The organism is Streptomyces sp. NPDC104309, from assembly GCF_055584025.1.
The window spans coordinates 129,762-152,186 of record NZ_JBVJMV010000016.1 but is presented as its reverse complement, the minus strand read 5'-3'; the positions used below and the strand labels follow the sequence as shown (position 1 = coordinate 152,186).

20 protein-coding genes, 2 tRNA genes and 1 pseudogene are annotated in these 22,425 nt (G+C 70.6%); 11 read left to right on the top strand and 12 right to left on the bottom strand.

From position 1 onward, the window contains the following. Positions 1-133: 133 nt before the first annotated feature. Complete coding sequence (locus tag ACZ68L_RS24045; protein ID WP_469579986.1) at positions 134-2,014, top strand: putative bifunctional diguanylate cyclase/phosphodiesterase; 1,881 nt, start codon at positions 134-136, stop codon at positions 2,012-2,014. Between the two features lie 68 nt (positions 2,015-2,082). Here ACZ68L_RS24045 and ACZ68L_RS24040 read toward each other — a convergent pair whose 3' ends face one another. Further along, positions 2,083-3,180: an LLM class flavin-dependent oxidoreductase gene (locus tag ACZ68L_RS24040; protein ID WP_469579985.1), complete on the bottom strand. Its 1,098-nt coding sequence runs from the start codon at positions 3,178-3,180 to the stop codon at positions 2,083-2,085. A 147-nt stretch (positions 3,181-3,327) separates the two neighbouring features. After that, positions 3,328-4,140: a maleate cis-trans isomerase family protein gene (locus ACZ68L_RS24035; protein ID WP_469579983.1), complete on the bottom strand. Its 813-nt coding sequence runs from the start codon at positions 4,138-4,140 to the stop codon at positions 3,328-3,330. Positions 4,141-4,331: 191 nt separating this feature from the next. Here ACZ68L_RS24035 and ACZ68L_RS24030 point away from each other — a divergent pair, with 191 nt between their 5' ends. The 8 genes from ACZ68L_RS24030 to ACZ68L_RS23995 all read left to right on the top strand — a co-directional run bounded on the left by ACZ68L_RS24030 (position 4,332) and on the right by ACZ68L_RS23995 (position 11,469). Then, positions 4,332-5,291, top strand: coding sequence for a D-2-hydroxyacid dehydrogenase (locus tag ACZ68L_RS24030; protein WP_469579981.1), 960 nt, complete (start codon positions 4,332-4,334; stop codon positions 5,289-5,291). Positions 5,292-5,547: 256 nt separating this feature from the next. Next, positions 5,548-6,450, top strand: a complete 903-nt coding sequence (gene ehuB, locus ACZ68L_RS24025; RefSeq protein ID WP_469579980.1) for an ectoine/hydroxyectoine ABC transporter substrate-binding protein EhuB — start codon at positions 5,548-5,550, stop codon at positions 6,448-6,450. A gap of 19 nt (positions 6,451-6,469) precedes the next feature. Further along, positions 6,470-7,210, top strand: a complete 741-nt coding sequence (ehuC, locus tag ACZ68L_RS24020) for an ectoine/hydroxyectoine ABC transporter permease subunit EhuC (RefSeq protein WP_469579978.1) — start codon at positions 6,470-6,472, stop codon at positions 7,208-7,210. Continuing rightward, positions 7,207-7,851, top strand: coding sequence for an ectoine/hydroxyectoine ABC transporter permease subunit EhuD (ehuD, locus tag ACZ68L_RS24015; protein WP_469579976.1), 645 nt, complete (start codon positions 7,207-7,209; stop codon positions 7,849-7,851). Before ehuC ends, ehuD begins: the two co-directional genes overlap by 4 nt. Beyond that, positions 7,841-8,692 (top strand): ectoine/hydroxyectoine ABC transporter ATP-binding protein EhuA, encoded by an 852-nt coding sequence (gene ehuA / locus ACZ68L_RS24010; protein ID WP_469579974.1) that lies wholly within the window; start codon positions 7,841-7,843, stop codon positions 8,690-8,692. Before ehuD ends, ehuA begins: the two co-directional genes overlap by 11 nt. A 166-nt stretch (positions 8,693-8,858) precedes the next feature. Continuing rightward, positions 8,859-9,617: an IclR family transcriptional regulator domain-containing protein gene (locus tag ACZ68L_RS24005; RefSeq protein ID WP_469579973.1), complete on the top strand. Its 759-nt coding sequence runs from the start codon at positions 8,859-8,861 to the stop codon at positions 9,615-9,617. A gap of 129 nt (positions 9,618-9,746) precedes the next feature. Further along, a tRNA-Lys gene (locus tag ACZ68L_RS24000) sits at positions 9,747-9,820 on the top strand. A gap of 131 nt (positions 9,821-9,951) precedes the next feature. Then, complete coding sequence (locus tag ACZ68L_RS23995; RefSeq protein ID WP_469579970.1) at positions 9,952-11,469, top strand: MFS transporter; 1,518 nt, start codon at positions 9,952-9,954, stop codon at positions 11,467-11,469. Between the two features lie 203 nt (positions 11,470-11,672). Here the strand turns inward: ACZ68L_RS23995 and ACZ68L_RS23990 are convergent, their stop codons facing one another. From ACZ68L_RS23990 to ACZ68L_RS23975, 4 genes are all read right to left on the bottom strand, one after another. Further along, on the bottom strand, positions 11,673-11,981 hold the full coding sequence (locus ACZ68L_RS23990; RefSeq protein WP_469579969.1) for a hypothetical protein: 309 nt from the start codon (positions 11,979-11,981) through the stop codon (positions 11,673-11,675). 23 nt (positions 11,982-12,004) lie between these two features. Beyond that, positions 12,005-12,595, bottom strand: coding sequence for a lytic polysaccharide monooxygenase auxiliary activity family 9 protein (locus tag ACZ68L_RS23985; RefSeq protein WP_469579967.1), 591 nt, complete (start codon positions 12,593-12,595; stop codon positions 12,005-12,007). 157 nt (positions 12,596-12,752) lie between these two features. After that, complete coding sequence (locus ACZ68L_RS23980) at positions 12,753-14,735, bottom strand: SPFH domain-containing protein (RefSeq protein WP_469579966.1); 1,983 nt, start codon at positions 14,733-14,735, stop codon at positions 12,753-12,755. A gap of 28 nt (positions 14,736-14,763) precedes the next feature. After that, positions 14,764-16,152: a peptidoglycan-binding protein gene (locus ACZ68L_RS23975; protein WP_469579964.1), complete on the bottom strand. Its 1,389-nt coding sequence runs from the start codon at positions 16,150-16,152 to the stop codon at positions 14,764-14,766. 184 nt (positions 16,153-16,336) lie between these two features. On the opposite strand from ACZ68L_RS23975, the gene ACZ68L_RS23970 reads away from it, so the two are divergent. Both ACZ68L_RS23970 and ACZ68L_RS23965 read left to right on the top strand, forming a co-directional pair. Next, positions 16,337-16,410 (top strand) — tRNA-Lys (locus tag ACZ68L_RS23970). A gap of 373 nt (positions 16,411-16,783) precedes the next feature. Then, a pseudogene (locus tag ACZ68L_RS23965) lies at positions 16,784-17,162 on the top strand (glycosyl transferase); the annotation flags it as partial. 77 nt (positions 17,163-17,239) lie between these two features. Here the strand turns inward: ACZ68L_RS23965 and ACZ68L_RS23960 are convergent. The 6 genes from ACZ68L_RS23960 to ACZ68L_RS23935 all read right to left on the bottom strand — a co-directional run bounded on the left by ACZ68L_RS23960 (position 17,240) and on the right by ACZ68L_RS23935 (position 22,345). Further along, on the bottom strand, positions 17,240-17,923 hold the full coding sequence (locus ACZ68L_RS23960; RefSeq protein ID WP_469579962.1) for a class F sortase: 684 nt from the start codon (positions 17,921-17,923) through the stop codon (positions 17,240-17,242). Position 17,924: 1 nt separating this feature from the next. After that, positions 17,925-18,500, bottom strand: coding sequence for a hypothetical protein (locus ACZ68L_RS23955; RefSeq protein WP_469579961.1), 576 nt, complete (start codon positions 18,498-18,500; stop codon positions 17,925-17,927). Positions 18,501-18,626: 126 nt separating this feature from the next. Then, on the bottom strand, positions 18,627-19,415 hold the full coding sequence (locus ACZ68L_RS23950) for an HAD-IIA family hydrolase (RefSeq protein WP_469579959.1): 789 nt from the start codon (positions 19,413-19,415) through the stop codon (positions 18,627-18,629). Between the two features lie 204 nt (positions 19,416-19,619). Further along, positions 19,620-20,681 (bottom strand): 2-aminoethylphosphonate ABC transporter substrate-binding protein, encoded by a 1,062-nt coding sequence (locus ACZ68L_RS23945; protein ID WP_469579957.1) that lies wholly within the window; start codon positions 20,679-20,681, stop codon positions 19,620-19,622. A 64-nt stretch (positions 20,682-20,745) separates the two neighbouring features. Then, positions 20,746-21,543, bottom strand: a complete 798-nt coding sequence (locus ACZ68L_RS23940; RefSeq protein WP_469579955.1) for an ABC transporter permease — start codon at positions 21,541-21,543, stop codon at positions 20,746-20,748. Continuing rightward, positions 21,530-22,345, bottom strand: a complete 816-nt coding sequence (locus ACZ68L_RS23935) for a 2-aminoethylphosphonate ABC transporter permease subunit (RefSeq protein ID WP_469580066.1) — start codon at positions 22,343-22,345, stop codon at positions 21,530-21,532. Before ACZ68L_RS23935 ends, ACZ68L_RS23940 begins: the two co-directional genes overlap by 14 nt. Positions 22,346-22,425: the final 80 nt, after the last annotated feature.

Genomic DNA, 22,425 nt, shown 5'->3' with positions numbered 1-22,425 from the left:
AACGGCCGACGTACCAGCCTCTATGCTTCACCAGGCTTTCCCGCGTGGATTCCGCCTCCGACAGCGGCGTTCCGCGCGGTGGGCCAGTCCGGCCACACCTGTTCAGGACAGAACTGCACGGCGGGAGCGAACGGTGAGCGGAACCTCCGAAGGGCCGAGGCCCGCGGCGGGCACACACCCCCACTCCGCAGGACCGTCGGTCACGGAGTGTCACACTTTGTGGCCCCCTGCCGGGGCCCAGCGATCCGAGCCGCACGGCTACCGGGCCGCCTTCCGGGCCGCCACGCTCCCGATGGCCGTCGTCAACCACGAGGGCCTGGTCGTCGCCGCCAATGACGCTCTCGGCGGCCTCCTCGGCAACTCCCCCACGGCACTGACCGCGCAGTCGGCGGCCGATCTGCTCGACCTCGTCGCGGACGGCCGCACCTGGCACGCGTACCGCGAGGTGCTGCACGGGCGGCGCTCACGGTTCCGCTGCACCCGCAGGCTCAAGCACCCCGACGGACGCTCGCTGTGGGCCGAGATCACCGTCGTACCGATGCCCGAACCGGAGGCCGGCCGGGCCGGTGGCTCCGGGCCCGGCCGGGTGCTCCTCTCCGTCGCGGACGTCAGCGACCGGCGTGAGCTGCAGAAGCGGCTGCGCCACCTCCAGATGCACGATCCGGTGACCCGGCTGCCCAACCGGACGCTGTTCTTCGAACGGCTCTCGGCCGTCCTGGAGACCCCCCGGCACCAGGACGGCCGGGACGACGGTGTCACCGGGCACCGCCGGATCGGGCTCTGCTACCTCGATCTGGACGGTTTCAAGGCCGTCAACGACACGATGGGCCACCGGATCGGCGACCGGCTGCTCGCCGCCGTCGCCGCACGGCTCACCGACTGCGCGGCCCAGGACGGCCCGCACCGCCCCGGTGCCCATCTCGTGGCGCGCCTGGGCGGCGACGAGTTCGCCATCCTGGTCGAGGACTCCACCGGGACACAGCAGCTCACCGACCTGGCCCGCACGGTCCTGGCCGCGCTGGAGAAGCCCTTCGACCTGGCCGGGCAGCGGCTCTCCGTCTCCGCCTCGATCGGGGTGGTGGAGCGAGCCATGGCCGGCACCTCGGCGACCGGCCTGATGCAGGCCGCCGACACCACGCTGTACTGGGCGAAGGCGGACGGCAAGTCCCGCTGGACGGTCTTCGACCCGGAGCGCAACGCCCACCGGATGACCCGGCAGACGCTCTCCTCCAATCTGCGGCCCGCCGTCGAGCGCGGCGAGTTCACCATCGAGTACCAGCCGCTGGTCGGGATGGCCGACGGAGTCGTACGCGGTGTGGAGGCCCTGGTCCGCTGGAACCACCCGCAGTTCGGCATGCTCTCGCCGAATCGGTTCGTCGCCATCGCCGAGGAGGACGGCTCGATCGTCCAGCTCGGCCGGTGGGTGCTGCGGTCCGCCTGCCGCCAGGCCCGGCGCTGGCAGCTCGATCACCCCGCCGAGCCGCCGCTGTTCATCAGCGTCAACGTCGCCGTGCGGCAGGTCTGGGACTCCGACCTCGTCACCGATGTCGCGGAGATCCTCGCCGAGACCGGCCTCGATCCCGGGCTGCTGCAGCTGGAGCTGACCGAGTCGGCGGTGATGGGCTCGGCGGGCCGCCCGCTGCAGGCCCTCCAGTCGCTCAGCGACATGGGCGTACGCATCGCCATCGACGACTTCGGGACCGGCTACTCGAACCTCGCCTATCTGAGCCGGCTGCCGGTCTCCGTGCTGAAGCTGGACGGTTCGTTCGTGCGCGGCTTCCGCTACGAGGACGGTGCCCACCCGAGCCCGGCCGACGAGACGATCGTCGAGGCGATGGTGCACCTGGCGCACCGCCTGGGCCTGACCGTCACCGCGGAGTGCGTGGAGACGGCGGGCCAGGCCGAACGGCTGCGACGGATCGGCTGCGACACCGGGCAGGGCTGGCTGTACTCACGGGCGGTGGCGCCGGAGCGGATCGCCGAGCTGATCGGCAGCGGCGGGCTGAAGGTCTGAAACCGGTGTTCCGGCCCTCCCCCGGGGTCCGGAACACCGGGGGAGGTCAGGAACACCGGTTGCCCGGGTCAGGCCGCCGGCAGCCCGTACGCGTCCGCGATCAGCTCGTAGCTGCGCAGCCGGGCCTCGCCGCCGTGGGCGTTGGCGGTGATCATCAGTTCGTCGGCGCCGGTGCGCTTGGCCAGGTCGTCGAGGCCCGTGCGGACCTCGTCCGCCGTGCCGTGGACGATGTTGGCCAGCCAGCTGTCGACGAACTCCCGCTCCATCGGGCTGAAGGCGTACGCCTCCGCCTCCTCGGGTGTCGGGACCAGGCCGGGGCGGCCGGTGCGCAGGCGGACCATGGACAGCGCTCCGGAGAGCACCTGACGGCGGGCCTCGCGCGCGTCGTCGGCGGCCAGCGCCGAAACGCCGATCAGGGCGTACGGGGCGTCGAGCGCCGCGGACGGCCGGAACGACTCCCGGTACAGATCGAGGGCCGGCACCGTGTTCTGCGCCGAGAAGTGGTGGGCGAAGGCGAACGGCAGGCCGAGCACACCGGCCAGCCGGGCGCTGAAGCCGGAGGAGCCGAGCAGCCAGATCGGCGGGCGGGCCGCGGACTGGACGCCGCCCTCGGCCGTGGCCTGGACCGGGCCGGGGACCGCGTGGATACGGGAGTAGGGGTGGCCGTCGGGGAAGTCGTCGTCCAGGAACCGGGTCAGTTCGGCGAGCTGCTGCGGGAAGTCGTCGGCGCCCTCGTTGAGGCGGTCCGACCGGCGCAGGGCGGCTGCCGTGGCGCCGTCGGTGCCGGGAGCGCGGCCGAGGCCGAGGTCGATGCGGCCGGGCGCCATGGCCTCAAGGGTGCCGAACTGCTCGGCGATGACGAGCGGTGCGTGGTTCGGCAGCATCACGCCGCCCGAGCCGAGCCTGATGCGCTCGGTGCGGGCGGCGAGGTGGGCCAGGATCACGGCCGGTGAGGAGGAGGCGACGCCGGGCATGGAGTGGTGTTCGGCGACCCAGTAGCGGTGGTAACCCCGGCGCTCGGCGAGCTGCGCGATGTCCACGCCGGTGCGCAGCGCCTGGGTGGCGGTGCGGCCCTGGCCCACGGTCACCAGGTCCAGCACGGAGAGCGGAACGGTGGCCGTTCCCTCCGCCTTGCCACGGATCTCGTCGCCTCGAATCTCGTCCACGTCCTGGCCTCTCCGGTGATGCGCCTACGTCCGGCTCGTAGGTCCGGAAGAGCAGAACAGGAGGTGGACTCCGTTTATTCCCCACTCCCTTGTTCCCCCGTTCTCCTGTTCCGCCTCCCCGCACCGCCGACCGCCGACCACCCCGGCTCACCAGCCGGAGTGGGTCTGCTTTCCGGGCCACCCCTTCCTTCCGCTGTGCGCACGCTCCCGGCCGGTGCCCCAGGCGGCCACCGGGGCCGGGGGCGCCTCGCGCTCGGCGAAGATCCTGCCGAGCCTCGGGGACCAGGACCGGCGGTCCGCCAGCCGCAGCCCCTCCCGCACCGACACCTGGTTCCCGGTGAGGACCGGTTTGCCGAGCAGCCGCTCCAGCTCCGCCACGTGCGCGACGGTGTGCAGGGCGGTGTCGGGCAGCAGCATCACGTCCGCCTCCGGCCGGTCCGCGGCCGTGACGAGGTCCTTCACCTCGTCCAGGCCCCAGGCGGCGGCCTCGGCGGCGGAGGCGAGACCGGCGGCACGGGTGGCGGTCACCTCGACGCCCGCGGAGTGCAGGAAGGCGGTGAACAGCTCGGCGACGGGCTCGGGATAGGTCGCGGCGACCGCCACACGGGCGGCCTCCAGTTCCCGTACCGCGTGGACGAAGGCGAAGGAAGTGCTGGATGCGGGCACCCCGGCCGCTCTGGCCAGGGCGGCGGTCTGTTCATGGGCGCCCTCCCAGCCGTACAGGAAGCTGCCGCCGCCGCTCACCCAGACGACGGACTCGACACCGGCGCGCTGCAGCTCCGCCACCCCGGCGGCCAGCCGTTCGGGCGTACCGGTCCGCATCAGCGCGTCGGCCCCGTAATTGTCCTCGTCGACGTCGGTGTGGTTCACGACCAGCCTGACGGCGTCGAGCAGGATCTCCATCCGCGGGAAGTCGTCCTCCGCGAAGTGGCCCGGGTAGAGAAAGCCGAGGGTCGTCATGTCCACCCCTTCTGTTCCTGCGGTGCCTGGACGGGGCGGGAGCAGCGCACCCACCCATGACCGTTTTCGCCCGTCTCTCCCAGTATTCCCCCATCCGTCGCCGCTCCCCCTGTGAGCTGTTGACGAAGACGGGCGCGGCTGCGAGCGTGGTCAATCCGCACATCCCAGAGGCAGCGGAGCGACCGTCCCTCATGTCAGAGCCCACCCTGCTCGTCCTGGACACCGACCCGTCGCCGCGTCTCGGCCGGCTGACCGGCAGGGCCGACATCCGATACACGGACGAGGCCGGACTCGCCGCACGGCTTCCGGCAGCCGACGTCCTGCTGGTGTGGGACTTCACCTCCGACGCGGTACGGGCCGCCTGGCCCGGTGACGGGCGGCGCCCGGTATGGGTGCATACGGCGAGCGCGGGCGTGGACCGGCTGCTCTGCCCGGAGCTGACCGCGTCCGACACGGTGGTGACCAACGCGCGGGGCATCTTCGAGCGGCCGATCGCCGAGTACGTGACGGGCCTGGTGCTGGCGTTCGCCAAGGACCTCCCCCGCACACTGGAGCTCCAGCAGCGGCGGCTGTGGCGCCACAGGGAGAGCGTCCAGGTCGCGGGCAGCCGTGCGGTGGTCGTCGGGGCGGGCCCGATCGGACGGGAGATCACCAGGATGCTGATCGCCCTCGGCATCCAGGTGGCGCTCGTGGGACGCAGGGCGCGGCGCACCATCCACGGGGTGGCGGAGCTGGACCGGCTGGCCTCCATGGCCGACTGGGTGATCTGCGCGGCGCCGCTGACGGAGTCGACCCGCGCCATGTTCGACGCGCGGTTCTTCGGGCTGATGCAGCCCTCGGCCCGCTTCATCAACGTGGGGCGCGGACCATTGGTCGTGGAGGACGATCTGGCCGCCGCGCTGCGCAAGCGCTGGATCGCGGGCGCGGCGCTCGATGTGTTCGAGCGAGAGCCGCTGGAGCCGCACAGCCCGCTCTGGGACGTACCGGATCTGATCGTGTCGCCGCACATGAGCGGCGACACGGCGGGCTGGCGGGACCGGCTGGGCGAGCAGTTCGTGGAGATGTACGAACTCTGGGCGGCCGGTGAGCCGTTGCCGAACGTGGTGGACAAGCAGCGCGGGTACGTTCCCGTGCGGGACCGGAACGAGTGAGCTCAACCGGTCCGGTCCGCCGCCCGTTTCGCCCCTCCATGACGGACATCCCCGCATGACGGATCGTCATGAACCTTTACCGGCAAGGATGTACGCACCGCACACCGGCCGTCGCACTCCGCCCTCGAACGGACACGGGAAGGTCACCTTCCGGCCACCGTTCGATCACAGGCGTCGTCTTTCTGCATAGACGCACGGGATCGGGCAGGCGCTCCCCCTGTCCGGACCGTTCGCCCGCTCCAGGAGATCACGAACCATGGCTGACTTCCCCAACCTGTCCCGCCGGGGCTTCCTCAACCGATCGGCAGCCGTGGGTGGCCTGCTCGTCGTCCCCGGCCTGCTCTCCGCGTGCAGCAAGACGGACGCCGGTTCCGCGGACGGCGCGGGGGCGCTCGACAAGCTCCGCAAGCAGGGCTTCGTCCGGGTCGCGTACGCCAATGAGGCCCCGTACGGCTATCTGCAGGGCCGGCAGCTCAAGGGCGAGGCGCCCACCCTGCACCGGGAGATCTTCAAGGCGCTCGGCGTCGACGCGCTGAAGCCCACCCTCTCCGAGTGGGACGGCCTGATCCCGGGACTTCAGGCGGGCAAGTACGACGTGGTCAGCGCCGGCATGGCGATCACGCCGGAGCGCTGCGCCAACGCCCTTTTCTCCGAGCCCGAGTTCATCTCGCCCACCGCGCTGATGGTGAAGAAGGGCAACCCGAAGAAGGTCACCGACCTGGCGTCGGCGAAGGCCGCCGGGATCAGCGTCGGCGTGATGTCGGGCGCCGTCGAAGGCAAGTACGCCGAGGGCGCGGGCATTCCCAAGGACAGGATCAAGACACTGCAGAAGCCGCAGGACGGCGCGGACGCGGTCAAGGGCGGCCGGATCGACGCGTTCCTGCTCACCGGCATCTCGCTGCGCTGGCTGGCGAAGACGAATCCCGACACCGAGGTCACCGAACCCTTCCTGCCGGAACTCGACGGCAAGAAGCAGTACAGCCCCGGCGGCGCCGTCTTCCGCAAGGGCAACGAGGACCTGCGGGACGCCTTCAACCGCGAGCTGAAGAAGATCGTCTCGGACAAGTCACGCTATGTGGGCCTGCTCCAGGAGTACGGCTTCGGGGCCACCGAGCTCCCGCCGACCACCCTGAAGACGGCCGATCTGTGCAAGGGCTGACGGGGACGGACCGCACCGCATGAGTGATTTCTTCTCCGCCTTCTTCGACGATCTGCCGCAGTTGCGCTCGGGACTGCGGGTGACTCTCGAAGCCACCGTCCTGGGCGCGCTGGCCGCCCTGCTCCTGTCGTTCGCCCTCGGTCTGATGTCGGTCAGCCGACTGCTGGTGGTGCGCGGTGTGTCCCGCGTGGTCGTGGAGTTCTTCCGCGGCACCTCGCTCTACGTCCAGCTGTTCTGGCTCTACTACGCGATGCCGACACTGACGGGGTACGAACTGACACCGCTGCTCTGCGGTGTCGTCGCCTTCGGTCTCAACTACGGCGCGTACGGGGCCGAGGTGGTACGCGGCGCGATCAACTCCGTGCCGCGCGCCCAGTACGAGGCGGCCGTCGCGCTGAACATGACGCCGCTGCACCGGATGCGGAAGGTGATCCTTCCGCAGGCCTGGGTGCAGATGATCCCGTCCTTCACCAATCTGCTGATCCAGCTGCTGAAGTGCACCCCGCTGCTGTGGCTGATCTCCGCGGCCGACCTGATGACCGTGGTCCAGCAGCTGCGCGACCGCACCGGTGAGACGCTCACCGCGTATCTGACCCTGCTGGTCGTCTACTTCGTCCTGGCCTACGCGCTGACCCTGCTCATGAACCTGCTGGAGCGCGGCGCCAAGCGGCGGCTCGGCCTGGCGACCGGCGCGGGCTCGCTGCTGCGCAGCCGCAGCGCCACGGAAGCCGCCGCGTCGGCGACCGGAGGTGCCCGGTGAACGGCTTCGACCGGAACGCCGCCGCGGACGTCCTGCCCCTGCTCCTGCGCGGTTTCGAGGTCACCCTGCTCGCGACCGTGCTCGGCACGTTCGTCGCCGCGGTCCTCGGGCTCGCCATCGCGGTCGCCGGACGGGCCCCGAGCCGGTTCGTGACGGTACCGGTGCGGGTCGTGATGGAGTTCATCCGGTCCACCCCGCTGCTCGTCCAGCTCGTCGGCGCCGCAACCCTGTTCGCCTCGGTGGAGCCGCTGGTGACCGGCATCGTGGTGCTGGGCGTCCACTACGCCACGTACACCTCCGAGGTGTACCGCGCCGGGATCGACGGCGTGCCGAAGGGCCAGTGGGAGGCCTGCCGGGCGCTCTCGCTCAGCCCCCGGCGGACCTGGCAGGCCGTGATCCTGCCGCAGGCGGTGCGCAATGTGCTGCCCGCCCTCGGCAACTACGCGATCGCGATGTTCAAGGAGACCCCGTTCCTCGCCGTGATCACGGTGCAGGAAATGGTCTTCGAGGCCCGGCAGTACGGGGCCGAGCACTTCGGGTACTACACAGAGGCATTCACGCTCGCGGCCCTGATCTTCCTGGTCGCGAGCTACCCCACCTCACTGTTGATGAGAAAGCTGGAGAAGCGCCTTGGCCACTGACCCCTTCCCCCTGCAGAAGACGGCGGTCCGGGCCCCGGAGGACGTCGCACCGGTCTCCGCCGTGCCGGGGACCGGCCATCCGCTGGTCCGCTTCGACCACGTCGTGAAGCGGTACGGGGACCATGTCGTCCTCGACGGCCTGGACTTCTCCGTGCGGCGCGGCGAGCACGTCACCCTGATCGGGCCCAGCGGCTCGGGCAAGACCACCATCCTGCGGCTGCTGATGACGCTGGAGAAGGTCAGCGACGGAGTCATCTGGGTGGACGGCGCCCCGCTGTCCCACGTCCAGGCGCCCGACGGTTCGCTGAGGCCGGCGACCGAGAAGCATCTGCGCGCGGCCCGGAAGAAGATCGGCATGGTCTTCCAGCAGTTCAACCTCTTCCCCAACATGAAGGTGCTGCAGAACATCACCGAGGCCCCGGTCAGCGTGCTGGGCATGGACCGCGACGAGGCGGAGGCCCGTGCCCGCGAGCTGCTCGATCTGGTGGGGCTCTCGGGAAAGATCGACGCACACCCCTCCCAGCTCTCCGGCGGACAGCAGCAGCGGGTGGCGATCGCCCGCGCGCTGGCGATGCGGCCGGAGATCCTCCTGCTGGACGAGGTGACGTCCGCGCTCGACCCGGAGCTGGTGGCCGGCGTGCTGGAGCTGCTGAGCGACATCGCCAGGAACACCGACATCACCATGCTCTGTGTGACCCACGAGATGAACTTCGCCCGGGACGTCTCGGAGACGGTACTGATGTTCGATGCCGGACGCGTGGTCGAGTCGGGTCCGCCGGAAAAAATCTTCACCGATCCTGCGCACGAACGTACGCGCGATTTCCTGGCCGCGGTGCTGTGACCTCGCCACTCACCGAATGTCATTGACCCTGGCATATGCCATACGGATGCGCCTCAGCTCCTGGAGCCGGGGCGCACCGTTGAGTCACCAACACCCACCCCGGAACGCGCCCTTGGCGACTATCGTGAGGACATAGCTTGCGGTCACAACCTGGTGGGGGGAAACCGTGACGTTGAAGCCCGAACCGACCGCACCGTTCCATTCGGTGCAATATGCCCTTCGTGTGCTCGAAACGGTCTCCAAGCACGGCAACGGCGTGACGGACGCCCAGATCTCCCGGGAGACGGGGCTGCCGCTCGGGCATCTCACCTCCCTGCTGCTGACGCTGCGCCGCGAGGGGTACGTCGAGCAGATCACCGACGGCGCCTATGTCATCGGCTCCTCGCTGCTGCTCCTGGGGTCCGGCGCGGCCCGCAGGCAGGCACTGGAGACCAAGCTCCAGCAGACACTGACACAGCTGCGCGATTCGGTCGGCGCGGCGGTCTACATCAGCCGGTACGTCGACGGCGAGATCCGCGTCACGCAGTACGCCGACGGTCCCCGCACCCCCGCGGTGAACGAGTGGGTGGACTTCCGTTCCTCCGCGCACGCCTCGGCGGTCGGCAAGTGCCTGCTGGCCCAGCTCGACCGGAACGGCCGTCGCGACCACCTCTCGCGCCACAAGACGGCCCGGCTCACCTCGCGGACGATCACCAACGAGAAGGTGCTCTTCTCCAAGCTGGACAGCCAGCCGACCACGGTCCCGGTGCTCGACCTCCAGGAGTACGCGGTCGGCACGGTGTGCGCGGCGGTGCCGCTGACGGCCGGTTCGTCGGCGGGGTGCCTGGCACTGTCGCTCCCGATCGAGGACGCGCATCGCCTGCGCGCGGCGGCGGACACGCTCAACCGCCGGGCGGCGCCCGTGCTCCTGTCGCTGGCGCTCTGAGGGTTGTCCGGGACTCGATCCGGTCCGGCCGATCCCGACCCGGTTCGTTTGGTTCGTTCACTCCTGCCCCAATTCGTTCCCAGTGTTATCAGCACCCCTCGGGAGCAGGTATTATTTTCGAGTCAGCAGGCGCCGCTAGCTCAGTTGGTTAGAGCAGCTGACTCTTAATCAGCGGGTCCGGGGTTCGAGTCCCTGGCGGCGCACAGACAACGCACTGGGCGGTTCACGTACACACGTGAACCGCCCAGTGCGTTTTTTGCCGCCCGATGAGATGGACGAACGTCTTACACGGTCGTACTAGACAACCGTATTACACACTCGTATATTTCCAGGCATGCCGAACGCTACGAGCACCACCGCCGCGCCCGGCGACCTCGCCGGTCGCCGGGAATGGACCGCCTTCGTGGTCCTCCTGCTGCCCCTCCTCCTCGTCTCGATGGACATCTCCGTCCTCTTCTTCGCGATCCCGTCCATCGACCGGGACCTCGCGCCCAGCGCCACCCAACAGCTCTGGATCTTCGATGTGTACGCCTTCGCCCTGGCCGGTCTGCTCATCACGATGGGCTCGCTCGGCGACCGGATCGGCCGCCGCAGGCTGCTGCTCCTCGGCGCGTTCGCGTTCAGTGCCGCGTCCGTCGCCGCCGCGTACTCCACCAGCCCCGAGATGCTGATCGCGGCCCGCGCCCTGCTCGGGATCGGCGGTGCGACACTGATGCCGTCGACGATGGGGCTCGTGCGGAACATGTTCCGCGACGAGCGACAGCGCGGCCGGGCGATCGGCATCTGGTCGGGCGCCATGGCCGGCGGGATCGCGCTCGGCTCGGTGCTCAGCGGGGTCATGCTGGAGCACTTCTGGTGGGGCTCGGTCTTTCTGATCAATGTGCCGGCGATGGTGCTGCTGCTGGTCCTGGTGCCGATGCTGGTCCCGGAGTTCAAGGACCCGAACCCCGGCCGGTTCGACTTCCTGAGCGTGCCGCTGTCGATGGGCGCCGTGCTGCCCGTCATCTACGGCGTCAAGGAGAGTGCCGCCCACGGGTTCGACGTGCCGCGCGGGCTGCTCATCGCCGCCGGGCTCCTCGTCGGGTGGTTCTTCGTCCGCCGTCAGCGCGGTCGCGGCGACGCGATGATCAGCCGGGAACTGTTCCGTGACCGCGGCTTCGCGGCGGGCATCGGGCTGAACGCGCTGGCCGCCTTCGCCATGATGGGCTCCTCGTTCTTCACCACGCAGTATCTGCAGTCGGTGCTCGGCATGGGCACGATGGAGGCCGCGCTGTGGAGCCTGGCCCCGTCCCTGGCGGTGGGGGCCGCGGCCCCGACGGCCACGGCGATCGCCCAGCGGACCGACCGTGCGCGCGTCATCTGCGCCGGTTTCGTGATCGCCGCCGCCGGTTTCTCCGTCCTCGCCCTGACCGGTACGGACTCGCTGTGGCTGCTGCTGGGCGGCTGCGCCGTGATGAGCTGCGGCATCGTCACCGTGATGGCACTCGTCTCGGACCTGGCGCTGTCCACCGCCCCGCCCGCGAGGGCCAGTTCGGCGGCCTCGCTGCTGGAGACCGGGCAGGAGTTCGGCGGTGCGATGGGCATGGCCCTGCTGGGTGCGGTGGCCACGGCGGTCTACACGGCGGACATGCCGGGCTCGGCGCCGGAGGTCGCCCGCAAGACGCTGGCGGGCGCCGTGGCCACGGGGGACGGCTCACTGATCTCGATCGGGCGGGAGGCCTTCGTGCACAGCATGCAGTACGCCTCGGTGGCGGGGACCGCACTGCTGCTGGCGGGTGCGGTGCTGACCGTGACGCTGCTGCGGCGGCGCACCGATCCGGCGACCCCGGACGAACTGGCCCTGACGAGTTAGAGGCTTTCGTTCGCATCGGGGGCGCGGTGCCGGGGCAACCGGTGCGCCTGGTGCTGTGGCCGGAAAGGTCTGCCGGGAAGCTCGCGGCGTCCGGTGCGGTGCGTCGCAAGCCGGAGGATCGCCCTCGTGCCGGACACACTCGGGTGAGGCGACAACGCGGCGAGGTGCCGTGCCGGGCGTCGCGAGCCGGTGCACCTTTCCGGTCACAGCACCCGCCGGTCCCGGTCAGCGGCAGCGCCCGGGTGGGTCGAGCCGGGCGGGGCGGCCCGGGTGGGGCCGCCCCGCTCGACCGGGTGCGGGAATCGGGGGTGTTGTCCAGCATCACCCGGGGTGCGGTTCACACCGTCCGCCGACGGCGGAACCGCCAGGGGCGCGGCCCGTGCGGCGGCGCCGGGGGCGGCGGGCCCGGTGATGACGAAGGAGGCGTCCTCGCGTCCCGGTCCGGACCACCGGCCGCTCCATGGTCGCTGTACGGACTCCGCGACGGCGTCCGCGCCCCACGGCGCCCGCACAGCGGGCAGCAGGTGACTACGCGTCAGAACTGCACATCGGAGCAGGCGTAGAACGCGTTGGCCGTGTCAGCGATGTTCCAGACGCTCAGGATGATGTGCTTCCCGGTCTTCTGGGTGGGGATGGTGCCCTGCTGGGTCAGGGTCGCCGGGGGCTGCTGGCCGCCGTACGGCACCGTCATGAAGGGCTGCGGCTCCAGGTCGGCCCTGGTGAGCGGCTTGGTGGGGTCCCAGCCGTCCTTGGTGATGTAGTAGCGGAAGTCCGTCGTGGCGTGGCGTGCGGTGAACTGCCAGCGGAAGCTGAAGCCCTGCCCGGCTGTGACGTTGGTGGCGGGCCAACTGCCGCCGCGCGGGTCGTCGAGCTGGGCGAACTCGGAGTGACCGCCGGAGCAGATCTTGCCGTCGGCCGGACCTGCCGCCGGGAAGCCCTTGGGACCCTCGACGCTCTGCGGCTCCCACTGGATGTTGCCGCAGCCCGTCACCGTGCCGTTGGCACAGAGCTTCTGGCGGCTGATGGGGTTGTCGGTGTAGCCGTGGCTGCCGGCGCCGCTCGTCGCGAACATCGAGACGGCCGCCACCGCCAGGCCGACTATGGCCGCGCTTGCCCTTTTACGCATTGCTGTCGCTCCTCAAGAACGTGGGGGAGGTTCCATGAGCCCTGCTGCGCGCGTGTTGCGGTCTAGACCAAGCCTTAGATTATTGACGGGATATGAACATGTCCAGACCAATGGGGGTTGGATTCCGCTTCGACGCCGGAGCGTCCCTCCGGGGCCCTCAGGCCCCCTCCCCGCCACTGCGTCCGGTGTAGAAAGCCACCGTCAAGTCCTTGACCAGTGACTTCCGTTCGTAGTCGTCCAGCTCCACGATCCCCCTTGCGGTCAGCCGGTTGACGGTGTCGTCCACCGCGTCGACCACCGAAGTCAGCACGCTGTCACGGTGCTTGGCGTCGATGGCGGCGATCCGGCGCCGTTGCATGGCCGCGGCGACCTCGGGCGCGTACTCGATGCCGGTCGGCTGGGCCGAGTACACCTCGATGCCGACGGGTTCGCAGTCCGCCTTGAGCATCCGGGTCAGCGCGTCACCGACCGCCTCCGCGTTGCGCAGGGTGTGCGCGTCCTCGTGGAACGCGTCGGCGGGCAGTTGCGAGAGGACCCGGGCCATCGCCGCCTCGACCTGTTCGCGCAGATACGCCTCGTGGTCGGCGACCCCGAGCGTCGCCCGTACGGTGTCCCTGATCCGCCACACGACGAGGACGACGACGCGCAGCGCCGTACCGTTGGCGTCCACCGCGGGGAGCGGTTCGCTGCGCCAGTGCCGCAGACGTACGTCGACCCGGCGGCGCAGCAACAAGGGGCTGATCCACATCAGTCCGGTCCGGCGCACACTTCCCCGGTACTCGCCGAAGAGCGTCAGCACCCAGGCGTACCCGACCCGTCCGCGGCTCAGACCGCCGAGCGCGAAGAGCACCACCGTGACCAGCGCGGCGAGCGCCGCCCAGGCACCGATGCCGATGCCGTCGTACGGACGCGAGCCGATCCCGAGCCGGTCCGGCGCGGCGGCGGGCAGCGCGCCGACCCACCAGAGGACGGCGAACCCGGCGGCGATCCCGGCCAGTGCGGCGAGCAGCGCGACCCAGCCGGGCAGCGCGGGCCCCGGCCGCTCGGCCAGCCGGGGATCGCCGACCGGCGCCGGCCTGGTCGACGGCCGCACCTGCGGCCCCCTCGGCGCGGGCGGTCGACGCACCCGCGCCGTCGCTCCCCCGCCGCCGGCTCCCCTCGACAGCACACCGGCGGGGAGCGCGGCGGCGTCGGTGTGTGCGGAATCCTCGCGGAAGAGCAGGTGCACAGGGATGGGCACGGTCCGCTCACCGGCGATGACGGCGTGATGCCGCCCGGCGCCCCCCGAACTGCCGCCGGACCGCGCGGCCCCGTCGCCCCCGGCGACGGGGAGGGAGCCAAAGACGGTGTCGGGGGCCGCCCGGTGCCGGGAGGAGGGGGACGGGAACGGGGCGTCGGAACCGGGCCCGGCGCGATGCCCGGCCAAGGCCGGTACGGGCACGGGGCCCGGCACCGGGTCCTCGACGGTCACGCTCCCCGAAGCCGCGGCCGGGACGGGGGCGATGTACGGGGCCAGGACGGGTGCGGTGCCCACGACCGGGACAGGGGCAGTGCCCGCGGCCGGGACGAATACGGCGGTCGAGGTCGCGCCGAGCGTTGCGGAGCCCACGGCCTTCCCCGGTACCAGATCCAGCACGAGGTCGACCACGGAGTCCGGACCAGTCCCCGCCTCCTCGCCCGGGGCGAAATCCGGGGCGGAACCCGGGGCGAAATCCGGGGCGGAACCCGGCGCCGGGCCCGCACCGGCCGCCCGGACGGGAGCCGTCTCCGCCGCCGGAGCCGTACCCGGCCCCGCACCGACCCCCGGAACCGGCCCCGGCGCCGTATCCGGGCCCCCGTCGGCTCCCGGCACCGGAGCCGCTTCCCCGTCCGGACGCGCATCGGCCCCCGGAGCGAAGGCAGGCTTCCCCGCGGATCCCCCGTCGGCCCCCGCCGGAAGCGGAGCCGTACCTCCATCCCGGCCGCCGCCCGCCGGCGCCCGGTCCGGACCCCGCCCCCGCAGCGGCGCGCGCACCGGAGCGGGCACCCGCGCCTGCTCCCGTTCCTGCTCCTGCTCCTGCTCCTGCTCCTGCTCCTGCCCCTCTTCCCGTCCCCTCCCGTTCTCCGGGGTTCCGGAGCTGTCCGACACCGTGGATCCCATTCCCGCCTCCGTCATGTCCGCCGTCGTGTCACGCGAAGAGTCGCCGCCAGGTCTCCGGACCGGGGTAGCCGTCGGCCGCTCCGCCCCGCCAGCCCTGGGCCCGCTGGAAGGCCTCGACATTGCGCCGGTCCGCCTCGGTCCAGCGGGGCCCCGGTCCCGACCGGTAGTACGTGCCGTATCCCTTCTTCACCAACTGCTTGCCGAGCCTGTCGACATGGCTGTTGGACTGACCGGGCCGGAAATAGCCCCGCCCGGGGAACGCCGGATCAGAGTTCGAACCCCCCTGACCGTTTCCACTTCCGGCGGGGACGTCGCGACCGGCCCCGTCGACCAGCAGCCGCCAGGTATCGGGGCCGGGGATGCCGTCCGCCTCCTTGCCCTTCCAGCCCTGGGCCTTCTGGAAGGCCTGGGTCGCGAGTCGGTCGGCGTCGCCCCAGGCCGGGCTGGGACCGACCTTGTAGAAACGCTTGCCGCCCCGGTCCACGAGCATCTTCCCGAGCCGGGTGACGTACTCGTTGCTCGCTCCGGGGCCGAACTTCCCGGCGCCCGGGAACTCCGTCGACGACGACGGGCTGCTGCCTCCGCTGCCGCTCCCACTGCTGAGACCCTTGTACCGGTAGGGGATGTACTTGCCGGAGTTGGTCCAGTACGCCATGGGTGTCGTCTGCTTGCGGGTGTGCGGCTTCGTCTGCTCGTACGCCGTGTAGTGGGTGTGCGTGTAGTCGGTCCAGCCGCCGAAGATCGTGACGTGCGAGCCCTTCCCGGGGTCTGCCGGATTGTGGAAGAGCAGGATGTCGCCCGGCTGCAGTTCCTCCCGCGTGATCCGCTGCCCGGACTTGGCGAGGCTGCCGGTCCACTCGTTGCCGGGCAGGTTCCAGGCCATCGACACATAGCCGGAGCAGTCCTGCCGGTATCCGTCGGACCAGTACTTGTTCATGCTGTACGGAACCTGCGCGGCCACCCACTTCTTCGCGCGGTTGATGATCGCGGTCCTGGTGGTCCTGGGCAGCGTGGTGCCCGTGGACGAGGGCGGGCCCGAGGCCCCCGCGCCCTCCAGCGGTCCGGGCACGCCCTGCGGGCTGTCCGGATCCCCGTCGGCCGGGGCGAGCGGATCGCCCTCGTCGGCCGGGTCCACCGGGTCCGCCGGAGCCGTCGACGCCGTCGTCTCGTCCGGCCGGGCGGCTCCGGTCGCCTCCGCCGCCCGGTCGCCCGGCCCGCTCACCGCCTCGGCCGCGCCGGTGCTCAGCACCACTCCGGCCGCGGTGACCAGCACCAGCGCACGGCGCGCGCCATGTGCGGCCGGATGGCCTCCGTACCGCACGGGCAAGGCGCCTGCGGCGGTTCGCCGTTGCGCGGCGCACCCCGCACAGGCGCAGTCGATGGCGGGCACGTACTCCTCGAAAGCCGGCACAGTCATGCGATTCCCCTCCGCACTCGTCAAGATCTTTGGGCGCATGTGCACGGGCGTCAGTGTCTCAACTCTCCTGACATAATGCATTTTGACGGATAGAAGGGAAAAAACGACCATCCGACAGGCCGTGAGGGGCTGGAAATGGTCAGGAGCACGCCCCACCTTCGGGTAGAGTTCTCCAGGTCAGCAGGCGCCGCTAGCTCAGTTGGTTAGAGCAGCTGACTCTTAATCAGCGGGTCCGGGGTTCGAGTCCCTGGCGGCGCACGCAGAGTCAAGACCCCCTCACCACGCGTGAGGGGGTCTTGTTCGTTTCCGAAACGGACCCCGCATCGCCGCCTTCGCAGGCGCCGCGCAAGCACCGCGCGACCGCCACGCTATCGACGCGCGGTCGACGCGCATCCCGCATGCGACCAGGCCGCAGCTGACACACGGTCACGATTTCGTCACTCAGAGGCTCGAAGACCCCTCCCCGTGCGCCCTCGTGCGCCCCCGCCGCAAGGGTTCTGTAAATCGCACGTATGACTGGTAACCCACCTGTTTCACCCTCGCGATCGGGACCGGGGTCGGACAACCCGTCCAGGGGTCATCAGCTCCAACAGGCCCGATGCATAACACAGTTGGGGGATGCAGCGGTCGACGCCGACAGGCGTCCGGCAGCACAGCGACGACCCTTTACCGACCATTCGGCTCGGGATACCCGCGCAGCCGAAACGTACTGGCCGTCGGCGAGGGCCCGGCCGCGTGGACGGACTTCTTCGCCCAGCAGCTGCGCTGGTCGCGGGGAACGTACGAGACGATCCTCAAGCAGTGCTGGAAGAGCGTCTTCTCGCTCCCCGCGGGCAAGCTCCTCAACTGCGCCATGGTGATCGTCTTCCACCCGTGGTCCGCCCTGAACTGGATCCTCGCGGCGCCGAGTTGTGCACGGACAACGTCCCGCCGCACGAGCCCGAGGGTTCCGGCGGTCCGGCGGTCCGGCCGACATGATGATGTCCGCGCTCGCCGCCCCGATCTACGCACCCGGCGGGGAGCTCGGCGGAGCGGAGCCCCCCGCGAGCCGGAGCACCGCCCCGGCCACCATCAGGTACCCACGGCCTCAGTTGCCGCCGCTCCCCCCGGACTTCCTTCCGGTCAGGTAGGCCGACACGACCACATTCGCGTCGTAGGAACGCGATGCCCGGTCGTAGGTGCCACCGCAGGTGATCAGACGGAGTTCCGCGCGGCCCTGCTTGTGGGGGCCGTAGGCCTTGTCGGCGTTGAAGCGTTCACGGGTGAAGACCTGGACGTCGTCGACGGTGAATTCGGCGACGGTGCCGTCCGCGCGGGTCACCTCGACCTTGGCGCCGGGGCGGGTCGCGCTCAGTCCGTAGAAGACGGCCGGCTCGGTCTCGGTGTCGACGTGGCCGACGAAGAGGGCGGGGCCCTTGGCGCCGGGCTCGGTGCCGTCGCCGTACCAGCCGACGGTCCGGGGCGTGTCGAACGACGGTGGTTCGATCGCGCCGTCCTTGTCCAGGCCCCGGGCGATCACGGGCGCCTCGATGCCGAGCGACGGGATCTCGACCCGCTTCGGCACGGCGCCCTCGACCGGGTCGTGCGGCGGGGGCAGCGGGACGCCGAGCGGGCGTCCGACCGCGGCGACGTCGCCGGTGGTCGGGGCGGAACTGGCGCCGGAGCCGTCCGTGATGTCGCGGCCCCAGAGCCACAGGCCCATCAGCAGGACGGCCCAGGCCACTCCGGTGAGCAGTCGGCCGTGGTCCGAGGGGCCGTCCGGGGCGGACACGTCAGTCCTTGGCCGGGCGGCGACGGCGCACGCTGCGGAACACGACGACGGCGGCCGCGACGACGACGAGGGCCAAGCCGATCACCGCTTGCACGAGGCCGGGGCCGTTCTGATGGGCGGTCTGTTCGTTGAGCAGGGCGGTGCCGCCCCCTCCGGCGCGGACCGGGGCGAGGGGCGTGGGCCTGTTCCGGTCGGCGACCGTGACCTTGCCGGACATCGTGGTGCCGCGGCTGTCCGAGCAGACGACCCGGATGTCGTAGTCGCCCGGGGAGGCGTCCGAGCTGATCCGGGCCTTCGCGGAGAGGCCGCCGTCCGTGGCGGGCGAGAACCGTGCCTCGGAGGCGAAGACATCGGAGTCGCCCTTGGCCTCCTTGCCCTCGCAGCTGTCCAGCCGCAGGTCCACCTCACCGCCCGGGGCGGCGGAGAGCGGGGTCACCGAGAGGCCGGCGCGACTGCCGGAGCCCGTCCCCGGGTCGGAACCGGTGCCGGTGCCGGAGTCGGCCAGTGCGGCGGAAGCCGGCACCAGGGTCGCCGCGACCACCGCGACGGCACAGAACGTGAGTGGTATGGAACGCATCGTAAACCTCCTCAGGAAAGGTTCACGCCTGCGTCGGCTTTCCGCATCCGCAGGAGCGGGGGAACGGGGCGCTCACGGACCGCCCCGGATCGCCCCCCGCCCCTCTCCGGGCGGCGCCCGCCGGGCTCAGCCCATGTCGATGAGGTCGACCAGGTCGGCGATGGAATCGACGACCCGGGACGGCCGGAAGGGGTGCTTGTCGATGTCGGCGACGGTGGTGAGACCGGTCAGGACCAGGAACGTCTGCATCCCCGCCTCCAGTCCGGCCAGCACGTCGGTGTCCATCCGGTCACCGATCATGGCGCTGGACTCGGAGTGGGCGCCGATCGCGTTGAGCCCGGTGCGCATCATCAGAGGATTGGGCTTGCCCGCGAAGTACGGGGCCTTGCCGGTGGCCTTGGTGATGAGGGCGGCGACGGACCCGGTCGCGGGCAGCGGGCCCTCGGCGGACGGGCCGGTCTCGTCCGGGTTGGTGCAGATGAAGCGGGCACCGCCGTTGATCAGCCGGATCGCCTTGGTGAGCGCCTCGAAGCTGTACGTACGGGTCTCGCCGAGGACCACGTAATCGGGTTCGTGGTCGGTGAGGACGTAGCCGATGTCGTGCAGGGCGGTGGTGAGCCCGGCCTCTCCGATGACGTACGCCGTGCCGCCGGGCCGCTGGTCGTCCAGGAACTGGGCGGTGGCCAGGGCGGAGGTCCAGATGTTCTCCACGGGCACGTCGAGACCCATGCGGTCGAGACGGGCGTGCAGATCGCGGGCGGTGTAGATCGAGTTGTTCGTGAGGACCAGGAAGGGCAGCCCCGAGTCCCGCAGCCGCTTGATGAAGGCATCCGCCCCGGGGATCGGTATCCCCTCGTGGATCAGGACTCCGTCCATGTCGGTGAGCCAGGATGAGATCGGCTTGCGCTCTGCCATGTGGGACTCCTGCCGTACGCCGTGTGCGGGGACGCCGGCGGCACCGCGTTGTGCAGCGCCGACGTCCCCGATTTTAGGCCGTCCCTGCGACCGGCAGGTACTGCCGGAACGCTCGGTGCGAGCAGGGGCCTGGACCAGACCCGTTACCTTTTCGTGATGATGCGCCGGAGGCCCGGTTGCCCGCGATGCGCCTGTGGGCCGCGGTCAGCTGCCGGTGGCCGACTTCCAGGCCCCGACGTACGTGTCCAGGTTGGTGCCGATGTCCGACCAGTCGGGCTCGAAGACCTCGACGCCGTCCATCAGCTTGGCGAGCGCGACGGCGCTGGCGTCGGTGGCCTCGACGTCCTTGCGGGCGGAGAAGCCGCCGCCGACCGCGCTGACGTCCTTCTGGGCCTGCTCGGAGAGCAGGAAGTCGAGCAGCTTCTTGCCGTTGGCACTGTGCGGGGCCTTGTCGACCAGGCCGGCCGCGTACGGCAGGGCGAACGTGGTGGGCTTGCCGCCCTGCTTCGCGGGGAACCAGATGCCGAGGTCGGGCATGTCCTTGGACTGCGCGTAGTTCATCTGGACGTCGCCGTTGGCGGCGAGCAGTTCGCCCTTGTCGACCTTGGGGGCGAGCTTGCCGGTGGAGGCGGACGGGCCGACGTTGTTGGCCTGGAGCTTCTTCAGGTACGCCATCGCCGGCTCCTTGCCGCCGAAGTCGTGCATGGCCTTGATGAGGACGGCGGTGCCGTCACCGGCGACTCCGGGGGTGGAGTACTGGATCTTGTTCTTGAACTTGCCGTCGAGCAGCTCCTCCCAGGTGGTGGGTGCCGACTTCAGCTCCTTCTTGTTGTAGATGAACCCGAAGTAGTTGTTGACGACCGAGGTCCACTTGGAGTCGGACGCCTTGTCGGCACCGTCGACCTGGTCGGAACCGGCCGGCGCGTACGCCGCCAGAAGCCCCTTGCTGTCGGCCTGCTGGATGAACGGCGGCAGCGTGACCAGCACATCGGCCTGGGTGTTGGACTTCTCGCGGACGGCGCGCTGCACCATCTCGCCGGAGCCGCCCTCCACGTACTTGACCTTGATGCCGGTCTTCTTCTCGAAGTCCTTGAAGACCTTGTCGTACCAGCCGTCGCCGTTCTCGCCCTTCAGGCCGTCGGCGCTGTAGACGGTGACGACCTTCTCGTCGGAAGCGGCCGAGGAGCCGCCGCAGGCGGAGAGGGTGGCGGCGAGGGCGAGGCAGCCGGTGACGGCGGCTATGGGCGTGAGGTGGTTCTTGCGCATGGCAGTCGTATCTCCTGGAAGTCGGCCGGGAGCCGGCCGGAGTCGGTACGGGGGTGTCGGCGGATCAGCGGAACGAGGCCCTGGTGCGGATCCGGGAGACGCCGAGCAGCACGAGCAGCGTCGTTCCCATCAGGACCACGGCGACGGCCGCTCCGGTGAAGAGCGAGCCGCGGTCGGTGGCCGCGAAGATCTGCACCGGGAGCGGTGTCCAGTCCGGCGGGTAGAGCATCATCGTGGCGCTCAACTCGCCCATGGACAGGGCGAAGCAGAGTCCCGCCGCCGCCGTGAGGGACGGCAGCAGGAGCGGCAGCCTGATGCGCCACAGGACGTACGAGGGCCGGGCGCCGAGACTGGCCGCCGCCTGTTCGTACATCGGGTCGAGACGCACTATTGCCGCTGAAACCGACGAATAGGCGAACGCCGTGACAAGAATCGTGTGCGCCAGGATCACGATCCAGCGCGTCCCGTTCAGCAGCATCGGCGGTTTGCTGAAGGCGACGAGCACGGCGAGGCCCACGACCACGGACGGCACGGCGACCGGCAGCATGAACAGCGCGTCGAGGAACCTCCTGCCGCGGCTGCGCAGCGAGGCGGCGGCCAGCGCGGCCCAGGAACCCACGGTGAGGGCGAGCAGACTGGCGCTGACGGCGGTGATCAGGCTGGTGGTCAGGGCCTGCAGGGAGTCGCCGCCGGTCGCCGCCGCGTAGTGCTCGGTGGTCGGCCCCGAGGGGAAGGCGCCGGACCAGTTGGTGGTGAACGACGCGGCCAGGACGACCAGCAGCGGCACCGCGAACAGAGGGACGAAGAGCACGAAGAACACGGCCCAGGCGGCCCACTTCCCCGTACGGCTATGCACCAACACGGCGGCTCACCATCCGATACAGGCTGTAGAGACCCACGGAGATCGCGATGTTGACGACGGCGACGACACAGGCTGCCGGGTAGTCGGACTCCAGGATCGCCTTGCTGTAGACGAGCATCGGCAGGGTCGTGACCCCTTTCGCGCCGGTGAACAGCACGATGCCGAACTCGTTGAGACACATCACGAGGACGAGGCTGCCGCCCGCGGCGAGCGCGGGAAGCGCCTCGGGGAGGATCACCTGCCGCACGATCCGGGCCGGCTTCGCGCCCAGCGAGGACGCCACCTCCAGCTGCGCGCTGTCGAGCTGCGAGAACGCGGCGAGCAGCGGGCGCATCACGAACGGGGTGAAGTAGGTGATCTCGGCGAGCAGGACGCCCCACGGGGTGGTGAGGAAGTCGAAGGGGCCGCTCGACGCCCCGGTGACGTCCGTCCAGAGGCCGTTGGCCATGCCGACGCTGCCGTAGATGAACAGCAGGGCGAGCGTGATCAGGAACGACGGGAAGGAGAGGAAGACATCGATGAACTTGGCGACGGCCTTGCCGCCGGGGAACGGCACGAACGCGATGACCATGGCCAGGACGGAGCCCAGCACCAGGCATCCGACGGTCGAGCCGACCGCCAGCCAGACGGTGGTCGTCAGCGCGGAGCGGAACGACTCGGAGGCGAACACGTCGCCGTACGGGGCGAGCGAGGTGCCGCCCTCGTCCGGGCTGAAGGACTGCTGGACGACGAGGGCCAGCGGGTAGAGGAAGACGAGCGCGAGTACGGCGACGGGCGGCAGCGCCCAGACGAAGCGGGGGATGCGGCGGCCGTCGCGGGCCGGGGTCTGCGGACCCGCCGCCGGGGGTGTCGTCCCGGACGGGTCCGGGCGGTTGCCTGCGA